Origin of the sequence: Bacillus sp. A260, assembly GCF_009861435.1 — a bacterium.
GTDB lineage: Bacteria > Bacillota > Bacilli > Bacillales > Bacillaceae_G > Bacillus_A > Bacillus_A cereus.
In genome coordinates, this window is the sequence record NZ_CP046398.1 from 4,173,154 (window position 1) to 4,192,006 (window position 18,853).

The following is an 18,853-nucleotide window of genomic DNA, read 5'->3' on the forward strand; positions in this document are numbered from 1 at the left end:
ATACAGAAAAAAGAAGCCGCACAAACGACTTCTTTTTTATTTCAAATATTAGTTGTCATCCATTTTCAGTACAGCCATGAATGCCTCTTGCGGTACTTCTACAGAGCCAACAGACTTCATACGTTTTTTACCTTCTTTTTGCTTATCAAGAAGTTTACGCTTACGAGAAATGTCACCGCCGTAACATTTTGCAAGTACGTTTTTACGCATCGCTTTAATTGTAGAACGTGCTACAACTTTATTTCCGATAGTCGCCTGAATTGGCACTTCGAACTGTTGTCTCGGAATTAATTCTTTTAATTTCTCTACGATTACTTTACCACGGTCATACGCTGAATCACGGTGTACGATAAATGATAAAGCATCCACTTGTTCATTATTTAAAAGAATATCCATTTTCACAAGTTTAGATGGCTTATAGCCAATTAACTCGTAGTCAAATGATGCATACCCTTTCGTATTTGATTTCAATTGATCGAAGAAGTCATATACGATTTCTGATAACGGGATTTCATATGTTAATGTAACACGCGTTTCATCTAAATATTGCATATCAATAAACGTTCCACGTTTACCTTGGCAAATCTCCATTACAGCTCCAACATAGTCATTCGGAACCATAATTGAAGCCTTCACAAACGGCTCTTCTACACGATCGATAGACTGTGGATCTGGCATATTAGATGGGTTATCAACAATAACATCTTCACCGTTAGTTAAATAAACTTTATAAATAACGCTTGGCGCTGTTGTAATTAAGTCAATCTTAAATTCACGTTCAATACGTTCTTGAATGATTTCCATGTGAAGAAGCCCTAAGAAACCACAACGGAAACCAAATCCTAGCGCTTGAGATGTTTCTGGTTCAAACTCAAGAGCAGAATCGTTTAACTCTAATTTTTCTAATGCATCACGTAAATCGTTATAACGAGCAGAGTCAATTGGATACAGACCACAGAATACCATCGGGTTTAACTTACGGTAACCTGCTAACGGCTCTGCAGCTGGACGTTTCGCATGTGTAATCGTATCACCAACACGTGTGTCACCAACATTTTTAATCGATGCTGCTAAGAAACCTACATCACCTACTGTTAACTCGTCACGTTGCGTAGTTTTCGGTGTAAATACACCTACTTCTGTTACTTCAAATTCTTTACCCGTTGCCATCATACGTACTTTATCGCCAACTTTTACTGTTCCATTTACAACACGGATATAAGCAATTACACCGCGGTACGGATCATATAAAGAGTCGAAAATCATACATTGTAATGGCTCTTCTGAATCACCCGACGGAGCTGGTACTTTTTCAACAATTTGTTCTAAAATTTCTTCAATACCAATTCCAGCTTTCGCAGAAGCAAGTACCGCTTCTGATGCATCTAAACCAATTACATCTTCTACCTCTTGACGTACACGTTCTGGATCCGCACTCGGTAAGTCGATTTTATTAATAACTGGTAAAATTTCCAAATTATTATCAAGCGCTAAGTATACGTTTGCTAACGTTTGCGCTTCAATACCTTGCGCTGCATCTACTACAAGAATCGCGCCTTCACAAGCCGCTAAACTACGAGATACTTCGTACGTAAAGTCGACGTGTCCTGGTGTATCAATTAAATGAAGAATATACTCTTCACCATCTTTTGCTTTATAGTTTAATTGTACTGCGTTTAATTTGATTGTAATACCACGCTCACGCTCTAAATCCATAGAGTCAAGCAACTGAGCTTTCATTTCACGTTGTGTTAACGCGTTTGTTTTCTCTAAAATACGGTCTGCTAACGTTGATTTTCCGTGGTCAATATGAGCAATAATAGAGAAATTACGAATTTTGGACTGTCTTTTTGCTCTTTCTTCTTTATTCATCTATGTTCTCAACTCCTAATAGTCTCGCCAATATACACTAGCACTGATTATATCAATAGAGCAACAAAGATTCAATGAAAACTCGTGCTGCTTACGATACAAATCATTCTATCTATATCTTATGCGAATAAACCATAAGAGACAAACCCTTTTCAAATTTTAAAACGGCTGTCTTACAAACCAGTAAAACAACCGCCTCCCATGTTACTCTTAGCTAAAAATTCCTTTTATTTTCCCAACAACGATATCCGTTCCGAACTTCGTCATTTCATAAGCTACACTAGCTACTGCCATCCCAATTCCTTCTACAACATTAAAACTTCTTAAACGTTCTAACTGTTGTTGTTTTTCTGAGGCCGAAAACGAGCTACCCAAAATTTCTGATTCAGCACCTGTACTTTCTGTCCCTGTCATATGAGCTATTTGTTCATATGACAGTTGCTGATAGCCTTTCATACTTTTCAAACCATGATTAGCAAGTGCCACTCCTGCTATCATCATAAGTAAACATAAAGCCACACTACATATACACAAAAGCGTAAAGCGACTCAAACGATAATCATCTGTTCCCCTCAATGTGTATATGCTCCCGTATTATCTTGATCAATTTGATGATGCAGCGCCGCATTTAAACCACTCGCTATTACATTCGCCATATCCTCAATAAAAGTATCTACTTCTTTTGGGGTTACCATTAAATTATGACCAAGAGGAGATAGCACTTCATAAATCAGCCTTCTTTTTTCTTCTTCTTCCAACGTACCAACAGCACCTAAAAACATATTTCTGCTCTTTTCATCCGGCATATCTTCTTCCGTTAATTTTTTCTTTTCTCCAAATGAAAATCCCGCTGGTAACAAAGAGCGTGAAGGTTTATTTCCTTCTTTCATCTCTCGGCCGAAATGTTTCAAAATAAAATCAATCGTATCACTTGTAATCGAAACAGCATCGACCACAGTCGGAACACCAATCGCGATTACAGGGATACCTAATGTGTCTTTACTTAGTTCTTTACGTTTATTCCCAACCCCCGATCCGGGATGAATTCCAGTATCAGAAATTTGTATCGTGCTATTTACTCGTTCAATAGAACGGGCAGCTAATGCGTCAATCGCAATTACAAAGTCCGGGTTCGTCTTCTCAATAATCCCATAAATAACATCGCTCGTTTCGATTCCTGTAATTCCCATTACCCCCGGCCGAATTGCACTAACAGGCCTAAACCCTTCTTCTACACTTTCAGGCTGTAATTGAAACAAATGTCTCGTTACTAATACATTTTCTACAACTATCGGTCCAAGAGCATCTGGTGTTACATTCCAATTCCCAAGACCTACAATTAAACAGCTTGCTTCTTTTGTAACGCCAACCTCTTCTAAGAAATTAGAAAATTCTTTTGCAAAAATACGCTCCACTTTTTGTTGAAGTTCTGTATCTTGCTGACGTATACCTTGAACTTCAAGCGTTAAATAATTTCCAGGCTTTTTACCCATCGCTTCAGAGGCAGCTTCATCAATTGTTACTTTTGTAATTATAGTCCCCTCTTCTTCTCTCTCTTTTACAATAACTCCCTGTATCCCTTTTTGTTCCTCTTGGCTTTCTTGCAACATTTGATGGGCTTCTACAGCAAGGTCAGTTCTAATGCTATATTTACTTAAATCTAATGGTTCTTTCATCGTATCTCCTCCGTAATTCATAGTAAATATCGTTAGATTTCCCAAAGTTATATAAGGTCATTCTTTCCTTTACGTGAAATTTCATGGATATACTATTGCAATTCTCTTCACCGTTTGATAGAATATCACTTGTTCTATGTAAGAATCGAGTCATTCGATTGCACCAGGGAGGTGAAAAGTATGGCAAACATCAAATCTGCTATCAAACGCGCTAAACTTAGCGAAGAGCGTCGTGCACATAACGCTTCTATCAAGTCTGACATGCGTTCTGCTGTTAAAACTGTAGAAGCTTTAGTTACTAATAACGATCTTGAAAATGCTAAAGAAGCTTTCAAAACTGCTTCTAAAAAACTTGACAAAGCAGCTCGTAAAGGTCTTATCCACCAAAACGCTGCAGCTCGTCAAAAATCTCGCTTAGCGAAACAAGTAAACGCGTAAGGCGTTTAAAAAACGATCCATTTGGATCGTTTTTTTATATACAAAAAAGTTCATGTACTTAGTACATGAACTTTTTTGTGTCATCACATATGATTTAATCGCATTAAGAAAAACTCGAGCACAAGTTTCTTATCCATCTTTCCCGTCTTCATACTATAATCAGCTTCCGCTAATTCTATAATCACTTTTTTTAATTCTTCAAAAGAGAAAAACTTCGTTTGATTCATTGCCAACTTCACGCGATACGGATGTACACCAATATGAGACGCAATTTGATTTTGTCCATAACCACGTTGCTGTAGCTCTTTCACTTGATACAACAAGCGGAATTGACTCACTAATAACGCAAGCAATTTAATCGGCTCTTCCTGCTGCGTAAATAATCCATCCAAAATTTGCATTGCACCTGCAATATCTTTTTTCACCACTTTTTCTGTCAAAGCGAATACATTTTGCTCAACGGATTTTGGTACAAGCTCTGCAACAAGTTTCGTCGTAATCTCTCCGCCCATACCGACGTATAACGTTAACTTGTCCATTTCCTTCGCCAACATTGTTACATTACTTCCCACAAGCTCTAGCAACAAACTAACAGCCGCGTTATCAATATGCACATGCACTTCATCTGCACGAGCAACAATCCACTTCTGAACATCCTGTATTTGCATCGCATTTGCTTCTACTACATCTGCTGTTTTCTTTAATAGTTTTGTAATTTTTTTTCGCTCATCAAGTTTTTCGTAAGGCGCAACAAAAACAAGAATAGAAAATGGAGAAGGTTCACCAATGTATTCTTCTAAAATTTTTATATTTTGCTCTAACTTTTCTTTTTGCGAAGTCAAAAATAGCGGTGATTTTATTAACAGTACTTTCCGTTCTCCGAAGAAAGGAAGCGTACGCGCATCCTCAACCACATCTTCTAAATACGCTTCTTCTAAATCGTATGTCACAACATTAAACTCTCGATCTTCTTCTTCAAGTGCTTCTGTCGTAATAAGCTTTATCGTTTCATTTATAAAAAAAGCTTCCGTTCCATATAGTAAATATAACGGAGCAAACTGTTTCTTTTTAATTTTTTTATGTATATCACTCATACTTTTTCCTACTCCCTAACTTGGCAATATATATTTATACTAATGCCCTAGCTTTTGTTTTACAAGTACAAAGGAACAGGCTTTATAACCCGTCCCTTTATTTATATTAAACGCCACGCAATAAGCCCCGGGTTTCTTATTGGTGTGCGGTAATCACCTTCCCTTTATTATTCGCAATAAAAATTTGAGTATAAGTGCCAACTGTTAACATGCTTGGAAACGAAAAACTCACATTACTTCATGATTTAAAAGTAGCAAAAAAGCTCGTTTTCTCTTCATATGGAAATTGTAGATTTTTTTCTGACAATATTTTATACTAAAGTGGAATGTTGGGGAGGGATTCTAAATGAATGATTTTGAACAAAACGTTCAAAGTAAACGCAATGACGCTATTGATTCAGGGGTAGGATTTATCGTCTCATTTGGTTTTTTCGCAACACTTTTCATCATTGCAACTGTTATTAAATTTATCGGTTCTTAAAGACTGCCACTTCATGGCAGTCTTCTCTTTTTCATCTATTATGTGTTTTATCATATGTGATTTTACTTTTAAAGGTTCCATTTTCCCCTTTAAAAACATAGGAAATAGCACCTTGCTTGTCCGTGCGCCATATCGCACTCCCCATCTTCTCAAAACGCTCTATCACTTCTTTATGCGGGTGTCCATACCTATTCTGCTTACCAACAGATATAATCGCTACACGAGGCTGTATGACGTTCAAAAAAGGCTCTATAGATGACGTATTACTCCCATGATGAGCAACTTTTAAAACATCCACTTGTAAATCTGGATATGCCTCTACTAAAATCTTTTCCCCTTCTTCTTCCAAATCGCCTGTAAATAGCCACTTCAACCCTCCAAATTTTGCCCATATTACAATTGAAGCGTTATTTTCGCTTTTTTCTTTTCCTTTTGGAGCTAAAACGAAAAATTCCGCTTCATTTACACTCCAACTCGCCCCTTCCCCCACTTCAGTTATTTTCATTTCCTTTTCTAATGCCTGTTTCTTGACTACTTTTTCTAATACTGCATCTTTTCCCTTTCGGCCAAATACCACTTCTTTTACAGGTATATATGATAATAATTCTTGCGCAGCACCTATATGATCTGCATCTCCATGCGTTACGATTAATTTATCAATTGTTTTAATACCTTCTTTTTGTAAAAAGGGTATTAAAACATCATTCCCAACAGAAAATTCATGCTTTTTTTGTTGCCATTCTTCCTTATTCACACGAAGCGTTCCACCTGTATCAATAAGATAAATCCCTTTATCATACGGAAGGCGAATTAATATTGCATCACCTTGTCCAACATCAATAAATGTTACACTTCCGCTTCCTCTAAAATATGGATATACATAATGACATGTGCTAATAAAAATAAATACACTCGCAACTATACAAACCATTTTTTTCGGCGCTCTTCTTTCCCAAACCATCAATATACTGACAATACTCGCGCAATATACAGCTACAAGATTGAAGGGCGTTTCCCCGAAGATAAGCTGGGTAAATGGTAAACTTTCACAATAACTTAGAAAATCATTAGACATACTCAAGCCTATTGATAATACATCCGCAAATCCTTTTGCAAGAAACGGGACAATTGGCATACACAGTAAAATAATAATGCTACATGGTAATACAATGATAGATAAAAACGGAACGTATAAGAGATTGAGGAGAATGCTATATGGAGAAAAATAACCAAAGTGATATAACAAAATCGGAGTACTAACGAGCTGTGAAATGATAGAAATATAAATAGAATTTCGGATTACTCCGTTGCTACTCCCTAACAATAACGGAGCAGACAAAAGTAAAGCGAAGCTACCTACAAAAGAAAACTGAAATCCAATATTAAAAACAAGATAAGGGTCATATATAAGCATACATATAGCTGTTACACTTAAAGCATCTAAACTAGATAAACGAATCGAGCACATAAAAGCAATCAACATCAAAACCCCTGTTATAGAAGCTCTTATAACAGAGGGTGAAGCCCCTGCTAAAACCATATACAAAGGAATACAAATGATAAGGCAAATTGTTGCTACCTCCCTCGTCGCACCGCTTCTTAGCAAAATAAAATATACTATCACCATCAACAATACAATGTGTGAACCTGAAATTGCTAACAAATGTACAAGACCAAATTGTTGATATTGCTCTTCCACTTCAAACGTCATTTGTTGTCTATCACCAAAGAGTAATGCATTCATAAAAGCACCTGATTGCTCTGGAAACATTTCTGTAACTTTCGAGATTGCTTGTTGCCTTAAAAGAAGAATCCATTGCGTGAGCGACAGTGATGTTTTATAGCATTCAGAAATATATGTAGCCTCAAATGTGAAATGAATATGTTGCTTGTATAAATAATCACGGTAATTAAAACCATGAAAATTCCGAGCTGTTTCCGGTTCTTTCCTCTCACCCTCGAATACACATGATATCCCTGCGTATAATTGTTGCATTTTTTTCTTTTCCAAAGCTGATTTTATTCTATAACTTAACTGCACTATATTTTTATTCTGATCTTCAAATTGAAAAGATAGGCGATCCCCATTAACAAGCGGTGTGTTTTGTATAACCCCTCTTGTAACTGCATAGGGCTTCCCTAGAGGCTTATTCCATACTTGAACATAGGAAGTGTATATAACGCTACTAAAGCACGCTACAATACAAAAAATGAAGGTTTTACGCGAAGTGCGATATAAACAGAAGAAAACATTTAAAAAGAGGCAAAAAACTATCAATAAAAGTGACGAGGAAAAGGCAATTGCAATCCCTATTATAAACGAGATTGCAACATACCCCCATTGTTCTTGCAACTTATACTCACTCCTTATAGCATCATTTTTGCTTTCGTGAATACATGCTGTAATTCTTCCATTGATAAATTATCTTTTTCTAAAGACACAAATAATTCTTTCAACTCTGTATAACGTTTTTGATCCTCTAATGCAGCAATATCATATTCTAGCGGAACGTGTTTCACTGTTACATTCGCTTGTTCAAATAACTCTATGGCGTATGGATGATTTTTATAATCCTGCGCATAATAAACCGCTGTAATACCACTTTGAATAATTGCCTTACAACATTGTAAACAAGGGAAATGCGTAACGTAAATTTCTGCTTCCTCTGTTTTCGCACCAAACTTGGCACATTGTAATAAAGCATTCATTTCGGCATGAATTGTCCGAACACAATGATTATCGATTACGTAACAACCATCATCTATACAATGTACGCCACCTTTAATTGAACCATTATATCCACCAGCAATAATTCGTTTATCGCGAACGATTGTCGCTCCTACCGCAAGCCTTGTACATGTACTACGCAAAGATAGTAGATGGCTTTGCGTCATAAAATATTGATCCCATGAAATTCGTTCCATATTTTTCACCTACTTTTTTGTCTACTTGTAGTGTAGCGAAAGAAGAAAAACTTCGTCAATCTTTTACGGAATAATAATTTGATCTTTTATCTTTTCAAGAGACTTCGCACCAATCCCATCAATCTCTAATAAATCTTCTATTTTCTGAAACGGACCATGTTCTTCTCGATATTTCAAAATACTTTCTGCCTTTCGAGAGCCAATCCCTGTAATTTTTTCTAGTTGTTCTTTCGCCGCTGTATTTATTCGAATCTTGCCATCTTCCTTAGAAGAAGTAAGCACCCCTTGTTCTGATTCATTTTTACTCGGTATATAAAGAAGCATTTGATCTTGTACAATTTGTGCTAAATTCACTTTTTTCATATCTACTTCTGATAAAAAACCACCAGCCTTTTGAACCGCATCCTTTACGCGATCTCCTTCCTTCATTTCATATACCCCTTCTTTACTAACCGCTCCTTTCACATCAATTATAATTGTTCTTTTCTGTTCCTTTGTATCCGATATTTTCGGTTTACCCTTTTTTTCGATCTCCTTCTCTTGTACATTCATTGTAATAGGCATTCGTTCTACACTCTGATTCGTTTTCCAAAAAACAAGAAAAAGTAAAGTTCCAATAATAGCTACTAAACCTAACCACTTTTTCGGAAAATCCCACATCATTTTACACCTCTAATCATAAATTTATAACATCATTCATATTGTTTAGGAGAAAGCTGTTACGAAGGAGGGATGAAACTTTGAACATAGGAATTATAGGGACAGGAAACATGGGGAATATACTAATCGATGCATTTTTAGAAACCCGTGCTGTCAAACCTTCGTGCCTTACAATCATTAATCGGACGCCTGCAAAAGCATATCATATAAAAGAAAAATACCCTTCTGTTCATATAGCAAAAACAATCCCGGAAGTAATCGAACAATCACAACTTATTTTTATTTGTGTCAAGCCGATAGATATATACCCTATCCTAAAAAAATACGCTGAACATTTTTCTGATGAAACGTGCTTAGTTTCTATTACAAGTCCAATATCTCCATCACAATTAGAGACTCTCGTACCTTGCCACGTCGCGCGTATCATTCCAAGTATCACAAATCGCGCGCTCTCTGGCGCCTCACTATTTACATTTGGAGATAATTGCTCTGAAGAATGGCAACAAAAACTACTTCGTCTATTCAAAAACATTTCTACACCTCTTGTAATAGAAGAAGATATAACGCGCGTTTCATCTGATATAGCAAGTTGCGGTCCTGCTTTCTTTAGTTATTTACTACAATGCTTCATTAACGCTGCTGTAGATAAAACAAATATTACACACGAAGAGGCTACTACTTTAGTAAGTGAAATGGTCGTGGGGATGGGGAAATTACTTGAAAAAGAAATCTTCACATTACCTACCTTACAAGAAAAGGTTTGCGTGAAAGGCGGCGTTACTGGGGAAGGCATTCGGGTTTTAGAAGAGCACGTTGGAGATATGTTCCATAAGTTAATCGAGCGAACACATGAAAAATTTGATGAAGATTTAGAATGCGTTGATCAGCAATTCAATAAACACACATAATAAATACGTCATTTTCATTCCAAATCCTTTTTATAAATACTTACTTTTTTACAATACATTTTCACTTCAACTACTATTCCCACACTTTACGCATACAATCTTCAGATTATGCTAGAACTAAAAATACATCTTCTTTATAAAACAAAAGCAACCTTCTCGGTTGCTTTTGTTTTATCCATTTTTCTTCGCCATGAAGAAAATACGCTCTGTTTGTTCTGTAACTTCAAGTCGCTCAAAATCACCTGTTACACGAAGCACTGTAAAACCTGCTTCTTCAAGCCATTTCGTTAACTCTTCCACTTGATATGCACGTTGCACGTGACATTCGTCAAACCGATGGTACACATCTTCTTCCGGATCTTGAACAAAGAATGTTAAATCATGCTCTACACTATTTGATTCTTCACCAGGGAAGCAATTCCAAATAAGAGATATTTCTTCTCCATTCACTGTATACGTTTCATTTTGAAATACATGATGTATTTTATATAAAGAATGTACATCAAATAAAAACAAACCATCTTGACGTAAATGATGAAATACTCTTCTAAATGTTTCTTGTACTCCATCTTCTTGCAATACATAATTTAATGAATCACAAAAGATGGTTACACAATCAAACTCACCTGGAACATCAAGCTCTCGCATGTCTTGTTGATAAAAAGGAATAAAGTATCCCTCTCCTCCTAGTTTTTGCTGAGCGACTGTTAACATTTCTTCTGAAAGATCGACACCTATTAAATCGTAACCCTTTTGCACAAGCGGCAGGGTTACATTACCTGTACCGCATGCTACATCAAGAATTTTTGCCTCTTTCATATCTGCCTGCTGTAAACTTTCCTCTGTAAATTCCACCCATTTATCATAAGGGACATCATTCATTAGTTCGTCGTACAACAATGCAAATTGTTCGTATTTCATTGGCCTAACTCTTCTGTAATATCTTCACGTGGCACATCGCCCCATAGACGCTCTAAATTATAGTGATTACGCTCATCTTTATGGAATACATGAGCAACTACATCTCCAAGATCAACTAATACCCAACGTGCTTCGTCAAACCCTTCCATACGTTGTACGTCGATTTGGAACTCATGTGCTTTTGATTTAATTTCACGTGCAATTGCTTGCACTTGTTTATCTGAATTTCCGTGACAAATAATGAAATAATCTGCAATTGGTGAAATACCTTGCATATTTAGGACAACCATATCTTCTGCTCTCTTATCATCAGCTGCTTTTGCCGCTAATACTAATAAATCTTTATCGTTCATTTACTCATTTCCTCCTTGATAACTGCATTGTATGTTTGGAATGTTAATGGATAAATCGTCTGATCTTTTTCCATTAAAAATTGAATTGTTCTCTTTAACGCAAATAATAAAGCTTGATTTATATCCGTATATGCGAGTTTACGAGCCTCTTCCACTCCTGGAAACTTTCGCCCAGGTTCAATGTAATCCGCTACATAAATCACTTTATCTAACATCGTCATATTCTCATGACCACTTGTATGATATGTAATAGCTTGCAAAATTTCAGAATCCGTAATGCCTACTTCTTTTTCTACTAAGTATGCCCCAACAGGTGCATGCCATAACTCTTTGTTATAGCAAAGTAAATCTTTCGGCAAATCTTCACGTTTAATAATCTCTTCCATCTCTGAAATTGCTCTACATTTCGCATAATCATGGAATATAGCTGCCATCTCTGCTTTTTTTTCGTCCACACCGTATAACTTAGCAAGCTCAATCGCTGTCTCCATTACACCAATTGTGTGTATATAACGTTTTTCATGCATTTGTTGTTTGACAATATGCAGTGCATTTTCACGATTCATACAACCCATTCCTCTCGATATATACCTGTACTTTTTCGGGAAGTAAATATTTACACGTTTTCTTCTCCTTATATCTCTCACGTAATAAGGATGAAGAAACTGCAAATTCCGGAATTTCCACTGTAGTAATCTTATATGGTGTATGCAATGTATACCCAGGTCTTGCAACTCCAACAAACGTTACAAGATTAAGTAAAGCTTCAATGTTATACCACTTCGGTAAATACTCAACCATATCCCCACCAATAATAAAGTGAAACTGCACATCCGGATACTTCTTCGTCAATTGTAACATAGTGTCATACGTATAAGATGGGCCCTTCCTACTTAGCTCTTCTAAACAAATAGAAAAGTGCTCTTCTGCCTCAGTCGCGAGCTCTAACATATGTAAACGACTTTCTACACTTGTAATATTCCGCCCTTGTTTATGTGGCGGAATCTGGTTTGGCAAGAACCATACTTCTTCCAAGTTCAAAGCGTGATATACTTCATTTGCAATTAGCAAATGTCCATAGTGAGGCGGATCAAATGTACCGCCAATGATGCCAATTTTTCTCAAAAGAAACGCCCCTTCCTTTTACATACAGCAACTCTCCTCGGTTAGGAATGAAGAGAGTTGCTATTAATAAAAGTTCAATCGGTTTCGCTCTCTACATCATTACGCATAAACGATAAAAATAGCGCATGCTAGTCTTTTTATCGAGGAAGCTTAATTTGTTTATTTTCTCTTGATTCTTTGTATAAAACGATTGTGCTTCCAATTACTTGAACGATTTCAGCACGTGCACCTTTTGCAAGTTCTTCCGCAACCTCACGGCGATCAAATTCACAGTTTTGTAATACACTTACTTTAAATAACTCACGAGCTTCTAAAGTATCTGCGATTTGTTTAATCATATTTTCATTTACTCCGCCTTTTCCTACTTGAAAAATTGGTGTTAAATGATGTGCTTGTGCACGTAAAAATCTTTTTTGTTTTCCTGTTAACATGTATGTTAGCCTCCAAGCTTTTCTATAACTAATTGTTTCATTCTCTCGATATTTGGCGTGCGTCCTGTCCACATTTCAAATGCAAGTGCTCCTTGATAAACAAACATATCAATACCATTTTGAATGATTGCACCTTGCTCTTTTGCCTCACATAAAATTTTCGTTTCAAATGGATTATAAATTATATCTGATACAATCGTTCCTTTTTTTAACGAACAAATTTGTAATGGCGTATGTTCTACGTGTGGATGCATACCTATCGTTGTCGTCTGAATGATAATATCATAATTTCCTTGTTCTTCTGTCGCTTTTTCTAACGACAAAGCAACAGAATTAACATCGGCCGTACGTGCAGCAATAAGTTCCTTTGCCTTATCTACTGTACGATTGGCTACATCAATCTCTTTTACACCTACATCAGCAAGAGAAAAATAAATAGCTCGGCTAGCACCACCTGAACCAAGTAACAAAATACGTTTCCCTTGAAGTGGTTCATTACTAATTGACTGCAGCGCTCGAACAAAACCAATCCCGTCTGTGTTATAGCCAATTAATCTTCCATCCTTATGAACCACTGTATTTACTGCACCGATTTTCCTTGCCAATGGGTCAATCTCATCCAAATACTCCATAATAGCAACCTTGTGCGGAGTTGTTACATTAAATCCTGAAATACCTAATGCTTTTAAACCTCTTACTGCTTCCCCTAGCAATTCCTCTTCAACAAGGAACGCATGATAATGGGCATCCATATTCAAGTGTTCAAATGCATCGTTATGCATAACGGGTGATAATGAATGTCCAATTGGATTTCCGATTACACCATATAATTGTTTCATAAATCCCTCTCCATATTAAATTAAAGATTTACGTAGTGAAACACTTACTCCTTTTGGTACGTGTGCAACAATTTTTGCTCCTGGTTCGTTCACAGTAACCCATCCTAATCCAGAGAATACAACATCCGTTTTAGGTTCACGAATATTAAATTCGTATTTCACTAGCTCAGGCATATTTGCTAATTCTTCTGGCGTTGGTGGGCTTAGTAAATCCCCGGCATGATTTTTATATAATTCATCTGCTTTCTCAAGCTTTGTACGATGGATTGTTAAGCGATTCGAGAAGTGACAAGTAAATGCACGACGACCACCACTTACATAATCAAAACGTGCCAATCCACTAAAGAATAACGTTTGTTCTTCATTTAATTGGAATACCATCGGCTTAATTTCTTTTGTTGGTGTAATAAGCTTTAAGCTTTGCTTTCCAACATAATGAGCCATTTGGTGGTGGTTAATAATACCTGGCGTATCATATAAAGAAGACTCTTCGTCCAATGGAATATCAATTAAATCAAGTGTTGTTCCTGGGAAATGAGATGTTGTAATTACATTTTCAGTCTCATCACTAAATTCTTTAATCATACGATTAATAAATGTCGATTTCCCTACATTCGTACATCCAACAACATAAACATCTTTGCCGCCGCGATAATACTCAATAGCATCTGCTAGTTCAGCGATTCCTTGTCCCTTCGCTGCACTAATTAAAAAGACATCTTCTGGTTTTAATCCTAGCTGCTTTGCACTATAGCGCATCCAATGTTTTACTTTATCATGTTTTACTGACTTTGGAATTAAATCAGCTTTATTTCCAACAAGTAATACTTTATTATTCCCTACGAAACGATGTAAGCCAGGTAACCAGCTACCATTAAAATCAAAAATATCTACAATTTTGACTACTAATGCATCTGATTTTCCAATTCCATTTAAAATGCGTAGGAAGTCATCATCTGTTAACGATACATCTTGAATTTCATTGTAATGCTTCAAGCGAAAACAACGTTGACAAATAACTTGTTCTTTCTCTAAAGATGAGGCAGGAGCATACCCCACTTCGTTTTTATTTTCTGTTTGAATTTCTACACCGCAACCAATACATTTAATTGTTTCAGTCAAACTTTATTCCTCCCAGTTAATTAAACCTTTTTTCTTCATATTTTTCATAATTCTTCGTTCAATTTTTCGATTAAAGCGCGTTACTAATCCGTCCGTTTGTGCTACCGGTACAACTAAAATTGTATGAAGGCCTACTCGGTTGCCACCAAGCACGTCCGTCAGTAACTGATCTCCAATTACTACAACTTCATCTGGCTGCAAACGCATCTCTTGTATCGCACGCTTAAATGCGCGAACAAATGGTTTACGTGCACTATGAATAAATGGAATACCTAATGGATCAGCAAAATCTTTTACACGTTGCTCATTATTATTTGAAACGACCGTTACTTGAATGCCTTGCTCTTTCATTTCCAAGAACCATTTTTCAAGTTGCGGTGTTGCATTGGGACGATCCCATTCAATTAAAGTGTTATCTAAGTCAGTAATAACGCCTTTAATCCCACGTTTTTTTAAATCTTCTGGTTGAACATGATATACATTTTTCACATATTCATTTGGTAAAAATAGTTTCAATTTCTTTCACCTCTTTGAGGATTTTTCATAAAATTTTTCGACAACATTTTTCGATATATAACCTGTGGATAAAATTGTACACATTTTCCACATTAATTTTTCAGTTAATTTGGAATTTACTAACAAACTATACACACTTTATCCACCTAGGTATGTGGATAACCACTCGTTTGTGACTGTCATATTTTTTTGGTACATTAAATGCATCAACGAATCAATCCTTATATTATTAGGAGGTGACTCACCTTGAAAACAAAACATATGGAACAGTTATCCACTGAGTTACTCACTGAGTCTTATTATAAAGCAAAAGAACTAAAATTAAATCCCGACTTCATTTTACTTATAAAACAAGAAATCATTAGACGCTCATTAGAGGACAAGCTTGTCAAATCATCTTGATTACATATAAAGTGAAAGTTTAATCAGCCCTTACCAATTAAACAGTTAAAGGATAATTTATTGGATGCCCTGTAAAAAGAGCCATCCTACGATGGCTCTCGAATAAACAAGTACTCCCATCTAGGGGATTTCATCATTAAGTATCTTTGCCCATAACTCTTACTTACGGTTATAAAAGCTTTTCTTTATTTATGAGCTAAGCGAGTAGCTATTTTTTGACCAAGACGAAGCTCTTGTCCACTCTTTAATTCCTGCACTACTTCTATCATATCTTTTTCAAACAATAACACAACTGTTGAACCAAATGTAAAGTATGCCATTTCTTCACCTTTTTGAACAGTGTCTCTCTCATGCAAAAGCTCAATACTATTAACAAACATGGCACCTACTTTTACAAGAGCCATATGCTCGCCATCACTGCTTACTTCTGTAACAGAACGATAATTTTTTGACAGTGGTTCTTTCCCGTATTCCATACCAGCTGCATTTACCGGATATGATTTTCTACCGAGTACAAATCTTTCAGTCACAGAACCAGAAAGCGGACTATGAATGCGATGATAATGACTTGGACTCAAATAAATTACCATATATGTACCGCCTGCATATCGCGTTGCACGTTCTTCATTACCTAGCATATCCACAATCGAATAACGCTTTCCTTTAATATCAAATGTTTTTGTATCCTCAATAGGACCTTGATCTGCAAAAACACCATCAACAGGACTAACGATACTCGATGCATCTGTATCAATACTACGCTTTCCTTCTTTTAGCTTACGCGTAAATAATTCATGCAATGTTCTATATTCCTTCAAACCCTTTTCCATCTCATCTTGATTAATTTGAAAAACTTTCGCATACGATGGAATAATGATAGAGCTCAAACGAGATTGTGCAAATTTACGTAATATATAAGAAGTAAAGCGACCATTTGTAAGTTCTATCATAAGTCGATATAATGTACGTCGCAAATTGCGAAACCCCCTAATCAGTCTATAACTTTAGTTTTCCCTTCTTTTCTTTCTATATCATATGTAAAATTGGTTCTTATTCCCACATATCATATAAAGCAGCCTTATTATACATACAGAAAACTAAGTATGGTATTATTCTTAAATTATTTAGCACCTTCTAATATTACAGATAGAATCCGTCATTTTCAACAGTGAACATGTATTTCTTCTTAGCATAACGCGTTTTCTTTTCTTATTTACAATAAGAAAAGCAGCCCATTTTAAATATGGCTGCTTCTAATACACTTTACTCTTTCGCTTTTTTCTCTTTCTCTGCCCTTACAAACTCGTGGAACATTTTCATTAAAGCACGCTTTTCAATCCGTGATACATAGCTTCTAGAAATACCAAGCGCCTTAGCGATTTCCCGCTGTGTTTTCTCCTTATCTAGCCCAAGTCCAAAACGTTTCACAATCACTTCTTTTTCTCTTTCGTCTAAAATATCGATATACTCTTTAATTTTTTCTAACTCCATACTAAGCTGAATCATATCAATTACATCTTCAGACTCTGATTTTAATATATCAATAAGCGATATTTCATTGCCCTCTTTATCTTGCCCGATCGGATCATGAAGTGAAACATCTTTTTTCGTTTTCTTTAGTACACGTAAATGCATCAAAATTTCATTTTCAATACAGCGTGCTGCATACGTCGCAAGCTTCGTTCCCTTTCCAGCAGAATAGCTCTCGATCGCTTTAATGAGCCCGATCGTACCAATTGAAATTAAATCTTCTGCATCTTCTCCTGTGTTCTCAAATTTTTTAACGATATGAGCTACAAGCCGTAAATTATGTTCAATTAAAAGATTTCTCGCTTGAGCATCACCTTGCTCCATTAACTCTAAGTACTTTCTCTCATCATCTGATGATAACGGCTGCGGGAACGCATTATTCTTCACATAAGAAACAAAGACAAACACTTCTCGAACCATATATCCAATTGCGGCGAATAGACTCAAACCTTTCACCTCCGCCAAAATAGTGGTCTTTATTATGTGTATGTGGGCGTGAGGTTGTTTGTGTCTGTACAGTTTATTTATAAAACTCAACACTTCCAACATTTAAAATAATTTATTGTTATATTATAATTATATAAAATTGTTATTTATATATGAATATGCTATTAAAGGGGACATTATTCATGATTACATTAGAACGATTATTAAATGTAACAATTTATTTAGGAGTATTTTTACTTTTCATTTCGTTCATTACTTTTGTTATTAAAAGAGGGCCTGATTTATTATTTTTTCAATTTGGAATTTCTTTATTTTTTGGAGCTCAAATTATAACTGGAATAAAATTTTTTCATAACTATGGTTTCTCGTTTCACTCAAAACTAGAACTACTTATCTTTATTTTCTATGTAATTGGAATTATTACATGTATACTATTGTTCTTTCATTTTCAAAATCTGTATCGAATTTTTTTATTAATTTGTAGTTTTTTATTTTTAACTGGATCCAATTATTACTTTAAAGAAACATTAAATTTTAGTAAAAAAATTCCAAAGCAACATAAAACTTTTTTAAGTACACAAGAAGACTCTTTTCCAAAAGAAGTCCGTAAATTTTCAGAGGATTACAATAACATAATAAGGAATGACTTTTATGAAATACCGATGATTCCTACTGAATTACAGATTACAAGCAAAAAAGATTCTTCCCATAGTACATCTTTCTTAGTTGAACTTCATAATAGCGAGAATGAAATTACTGATGACTCTGTACAATTAACTCCATCAGACCGTTTTTATGTGCTGTTAAATACACAAAAAACAAAAATATCAAAAATAGTATATGAAGGGCAGAATTTTTTCACATTTACAGTCACACTAAAGGCTCTTAATTTACAGCAAGAACCAGAAATTCATAATATGTTTTTAGAAATAGATAAACGTAGAGCGATAAATCTTCTTAATTTTGAAATTAAAGCCCATACTAAAGAATGGAAAGTAATATTTAAAAGTGATAGTTCTCATTCCAATCTTCCTATCACATTTACTTTTGAAAAGCGAACAGGCAAATTATAAAAATAAAAAGAGTTATTTTTCAAAGAAAATAACTCTTTTT

22 protein-coding genes are annotated in these 18,853 nt (G+C 35.6%); 5 read left to right on the forward strand and 17 right to left on the reverse strand.

Annotation, left to right across the window (positions count from 1 at the left end):
• Positions 1 to 48 precede the first annotated feature (48 nt).
• The 3 genes from lepA to gpr form a co-directional block, all read right to left on the reverse strand.
• Positions 49 to 1,872 carry an elongation factor 4 gene (gene lepA, locus GD442_RS21180; protein WP_001030951.1) on the reverse strand — a complete coding sequence of 608 codons (1,824 nt, stop codon included), beginning with the start codon at positions 1,870 to 1,872 and terminating at the stop codon, positions 49 to 51.
• 210 nt (positions 1,873 to 2,082) lie between these two features.
• Positions 2,083 to 2,448, reverse strand: coding sequence for a YqxA family protein (locus tag GD442_RS21185; RefSeq protein WP_001215037.1), 366 nt, complete (start codon positions 2,446 to 2,448; stop codon positions 2,083 to 2,085).
• Positions 2,445 to 3,548, reverse strand: coding sequence for a GPR endopeptidase (gene gpr / locus GD442_RS21190; RefSeq protein ID WP_000662618.1), 1,104 nt, complete (start codon positions 3,546 to 3,548; stop codon positions 2,445 to 2,447). Before gpr ends, GD442_RS21185 begins: the two co-directional genes overlap by 4 nt.
• A 180-nt stretch (positions 3,549 to 3,728) precedes the next feature.
• On the opposite strand from gpr, the gene rpsT reads away from it, so the two are divergent.
• Positions 3,729 to 3,986: a 30S ribosomal protein S20 gene (rpsT, locus tag GD442_RS21195; RefSeq protein ID WP_001274011.1), complete on the forward strand. Its 258-nt coding sequence runs from the start codon at positions 3,729 to 3,731 to the stop codon at positions 3,984 to 3,986.
• Between the two features lie 83 nt (positions 3,987 to 4,069).
• On the opposite strand, the gene holA is transcribed toward rpsT, so the two are convergent.
• Positions 4,070 to 5,080, reverse strand: coding sequence for a DNA polymerase III subunit delta (gene holA / locus GD442_RS21200; protein ID WP_001279916.1), 1,011 nt, complete (start codon positions 5,078 to 5,080; stop codon positions 4,070 to 4,072).
• Between the two features lie 346 nt (positions 5,081 to 5,426).
• On the opposite strand from holA, the gene GD442_RS21205 reads away from it, so the two are divergent.
• A complete protein-coding gene (locus GD442_RS21205) occupies positions 5,427 to 5,561 on the forward strand; it encodes a YqzM family protein (protein ID WP_000997609.1) in 135 nt (44 codons plus the stop codon).
• Between the two features lie 31 nt (positions 5,562 to 5,592).
• Here GD442_RS21205 and GD442_RS21210 read toward each other — a convergent pair whose 3' ends face one another.
• The 3 genes from GD442_RS21210 to GD442_RS21220 form a co-directional block, all read right to left on the reverse strand.
• The gene (locus GD442_RS21210) at positions 5,593 to 7,914 is read right to left on the reverse strand and encodes a DNA internalization-related competence protein ComEC/Rec2 (RefSeq protein ID WP_001157837.1); all 2,322 of its coding nucleotides are present in this window, start codon (positions 7,912 to 7,914) and stop codon (positions 5,593 to 5,595) included.
• A gap of 14 nt (positions 7,915 to 7,928) precedes the next feature.
• Positions 7,929 to 8,486 carry a ComE operon protein 2 gene (locus tag GD442_RS21215; RefSeq protein ID WP_000439770.1) on the reverse strand — a complete coding sequence of 186 codons (558 nt, stop codon included), beginning with the start codon at positions 8,484 to 8,486 and terminating at the stop codon, positions 7,929 to 7,931.
• A gap of 63 nt (positions 8,487 to 8,549) precedes the next feature.
• On the reverse strand, positions 8,550 to 9,149 hold the full coding sequence (locus GD442_RS21220; protein WP_000989932.1) for a helix-hairpin-helix domain-containing protein: 600 nt from the start codon (positions 9,147 to 9,149) through the stop codon (positions 8,550 to 8,552).
• A 77-nt stretch (positions 9,150 to 9,226) separates the two neighbouring features.
• Here GD442_RS21220 and comER point away from each other — a divergent pair, with 77 nt between their 5' ends.
• Complete coding sequence (gene comER / locus GD442_RS21225; protein ID WP_001020554.1) at positions 9,227 to 10,054, forward strand: late competence protein ComER; 828 nt, start codon at positions 9,227 to 9,229, stop codon at positions 10,052 to 10,054.
• A gap of 171 nt (positions 10,055 to 10,225) precedes the next feature.
• On the opposite strand, the gene GD442_RS21230 is transcribed toward comER, so the two are convergent.
• From GD442_RS21230 to GD442_RS21265, 8 genes are all read right to left on the reverse strand, one after another.
• Positions 10,226 to 10,975, reverse strand: a complete 750-nt coding sequence (locus GD442_RS21230) for a class I SAM-dependent methyltransferase (protein ID WP_000873069.1) — start codon at positions 10,973 to 10,975, stop codon at positions 10,226 to 10,228.
• Positions 10,972 to 11,328, reverse strand: coding sequence for a ribosome silencing factor (gene rsfS / locus GD442_RS21235; RefSeq protein WP_000998173.1), 357 nt, complete (start codon positions 11,326 to 11,328; stop codon positions 10,972 to 10,974). Before rsfS ends, GD442_RS21230 begins: the two co-directional genes overlap by 4 nt.
• A complete protein-coding gene (gene yqeK / locus GD442_RS21240) occupies positions 11,325 to 11,894 on the reverse strand; it encodes a bis(5'-nucleosyl)-tetraphosphatase (symmetrical) YqeK (RefSeq protein ID WP_001078477.1) in 570 nt (189 codons plus the stop codon). The genes rsfS and yqeK overlap by 4 nt, the downstream gene beginning before the upstream one ends.
• A complete protein-coding gene (nadD, locus tag GD442_RS21245) occupies positions 11,884 to 12,453 on the reverse strand; it encodes a nicotinate-nucleotide adenylyltransferase (protein ID WP_001226048.1) in 570 nt (189 codons plus the stop codon). The genes yqeK and nadD overlap by 11 nt, the downstream gene beginning before the upstream one ends.
• Before the next feature lie 137 nt (positions 12,454 to 12,590).
• Positions 12,591 to 12,884, reverse strand: coding sequence for a ribosome assembly RNA-binding protein YhbY (yhbY, locus tag GD442_RS21250; protein WP_000955224.1), 294 nt, complete (start codon positions 12,882 to 12,884; stop codon positions 12,591 to 12,593).
• Between the two features lie 5 nt (positions 12,885 to 12,889).
• A complete protein-coding gene (aroE, locus tag GD442_RS21255; protein ID WP_000812076.1) occupies positions 12,890 to 13,723 on the reverse strand; it encodes a shikimate dehydrogenase in 834 nt (277 codons plus the stop codon).
• A gap of 15 nt (positions 13,724 to 13,738) precedes the next feature.
• Positions 13,739 to 14,845, reverse strand: a complete 1,107-nt coding sequence (gene yqeH, locus GD442_RS21260; protein ID WP_000140799.1) for a ribosome biogenesis GTPase YqeH — start codon at positions 14,843 to 14,845, stop codon at positions 13,739 to 13,741.
• Positions 14,846 to 14,848: 3 nt separating this feature from the next.
• Positions 14,849 to 15,361, reverse strand: a complete 513-nt coding sequence (locus GD442_RS21265; RefSeq protein ID WP_000765314.1) for a YqeG family HAD IIIA-type phosphatase — start codon at positions 15,359 to 15,361, stop codon at positions 14,849 to 14,851.
• A gap of 246 nt (positions 15,362 to 15,607) precedes the next feature.
• On the opposite strand from GD442_RS21265, the gene sda reads away from it, so the two are divergent.
• Positions 15,608 to 15,763, forward strand: coding sequence for a sporulation histidine kinase inhibitor Sda (gene sda, locus GD442_RS21270; RefSeq protein WP_000850094.1), 156 nt, complete (start codon positions 15,608 to 15,610; stop codon positions 15,761 to 15,763).
• A 185-nt stretch (positions 15,764 to 15,948) separates the two neighbouring features.
• Here the strand turns inward: sda and GD442_RS21275 are convergent, their stop codons facing one another.
• Positions 15,949 to 16,737: a phosphatidylserine decarboxylase gene (locus tag GD442_RS21275; protein WP_001255003.1), complete on the reverse strand. Its 789-nt coding sequence runs from the start codon at positions 16,735 to 16,737 to the stop codon at positions 15,949 to 15,951.
• Positions 16,738 to 17,026: 289 nt separating this feature from the next.
• Positions 17,027 to 17,740, reverse strand: a complete 714-nt coding sequence (gene sigK / locus GD442_RS21280; RefSeq protein WP_000051382.1) for an RNA polymerase sporulation sigma factor SigK — start codon at positions 17,738 to 17,740, stop codon at positions 17,027 to 17,029.
• A 152-nt stretch (positions 17,741 to 17,892) separates the two neighbouring features.
• Between sigK and GD442_RS21285 the strand changes: the two genes are divergently transcribed.
• Positions 17,893 to 18,813, forward strand: coding sequence for a hypothetical protein (locus tag GD442_RS21285; protein WP_002198192.1), 921 nt, complete (start codon positions 17,893 to 17,895; stop codon positions 18,811 to 18,813).
• The last annotated feature ends 40 nt before the right edge of the window (positions 18,814 to 18,853 follow it).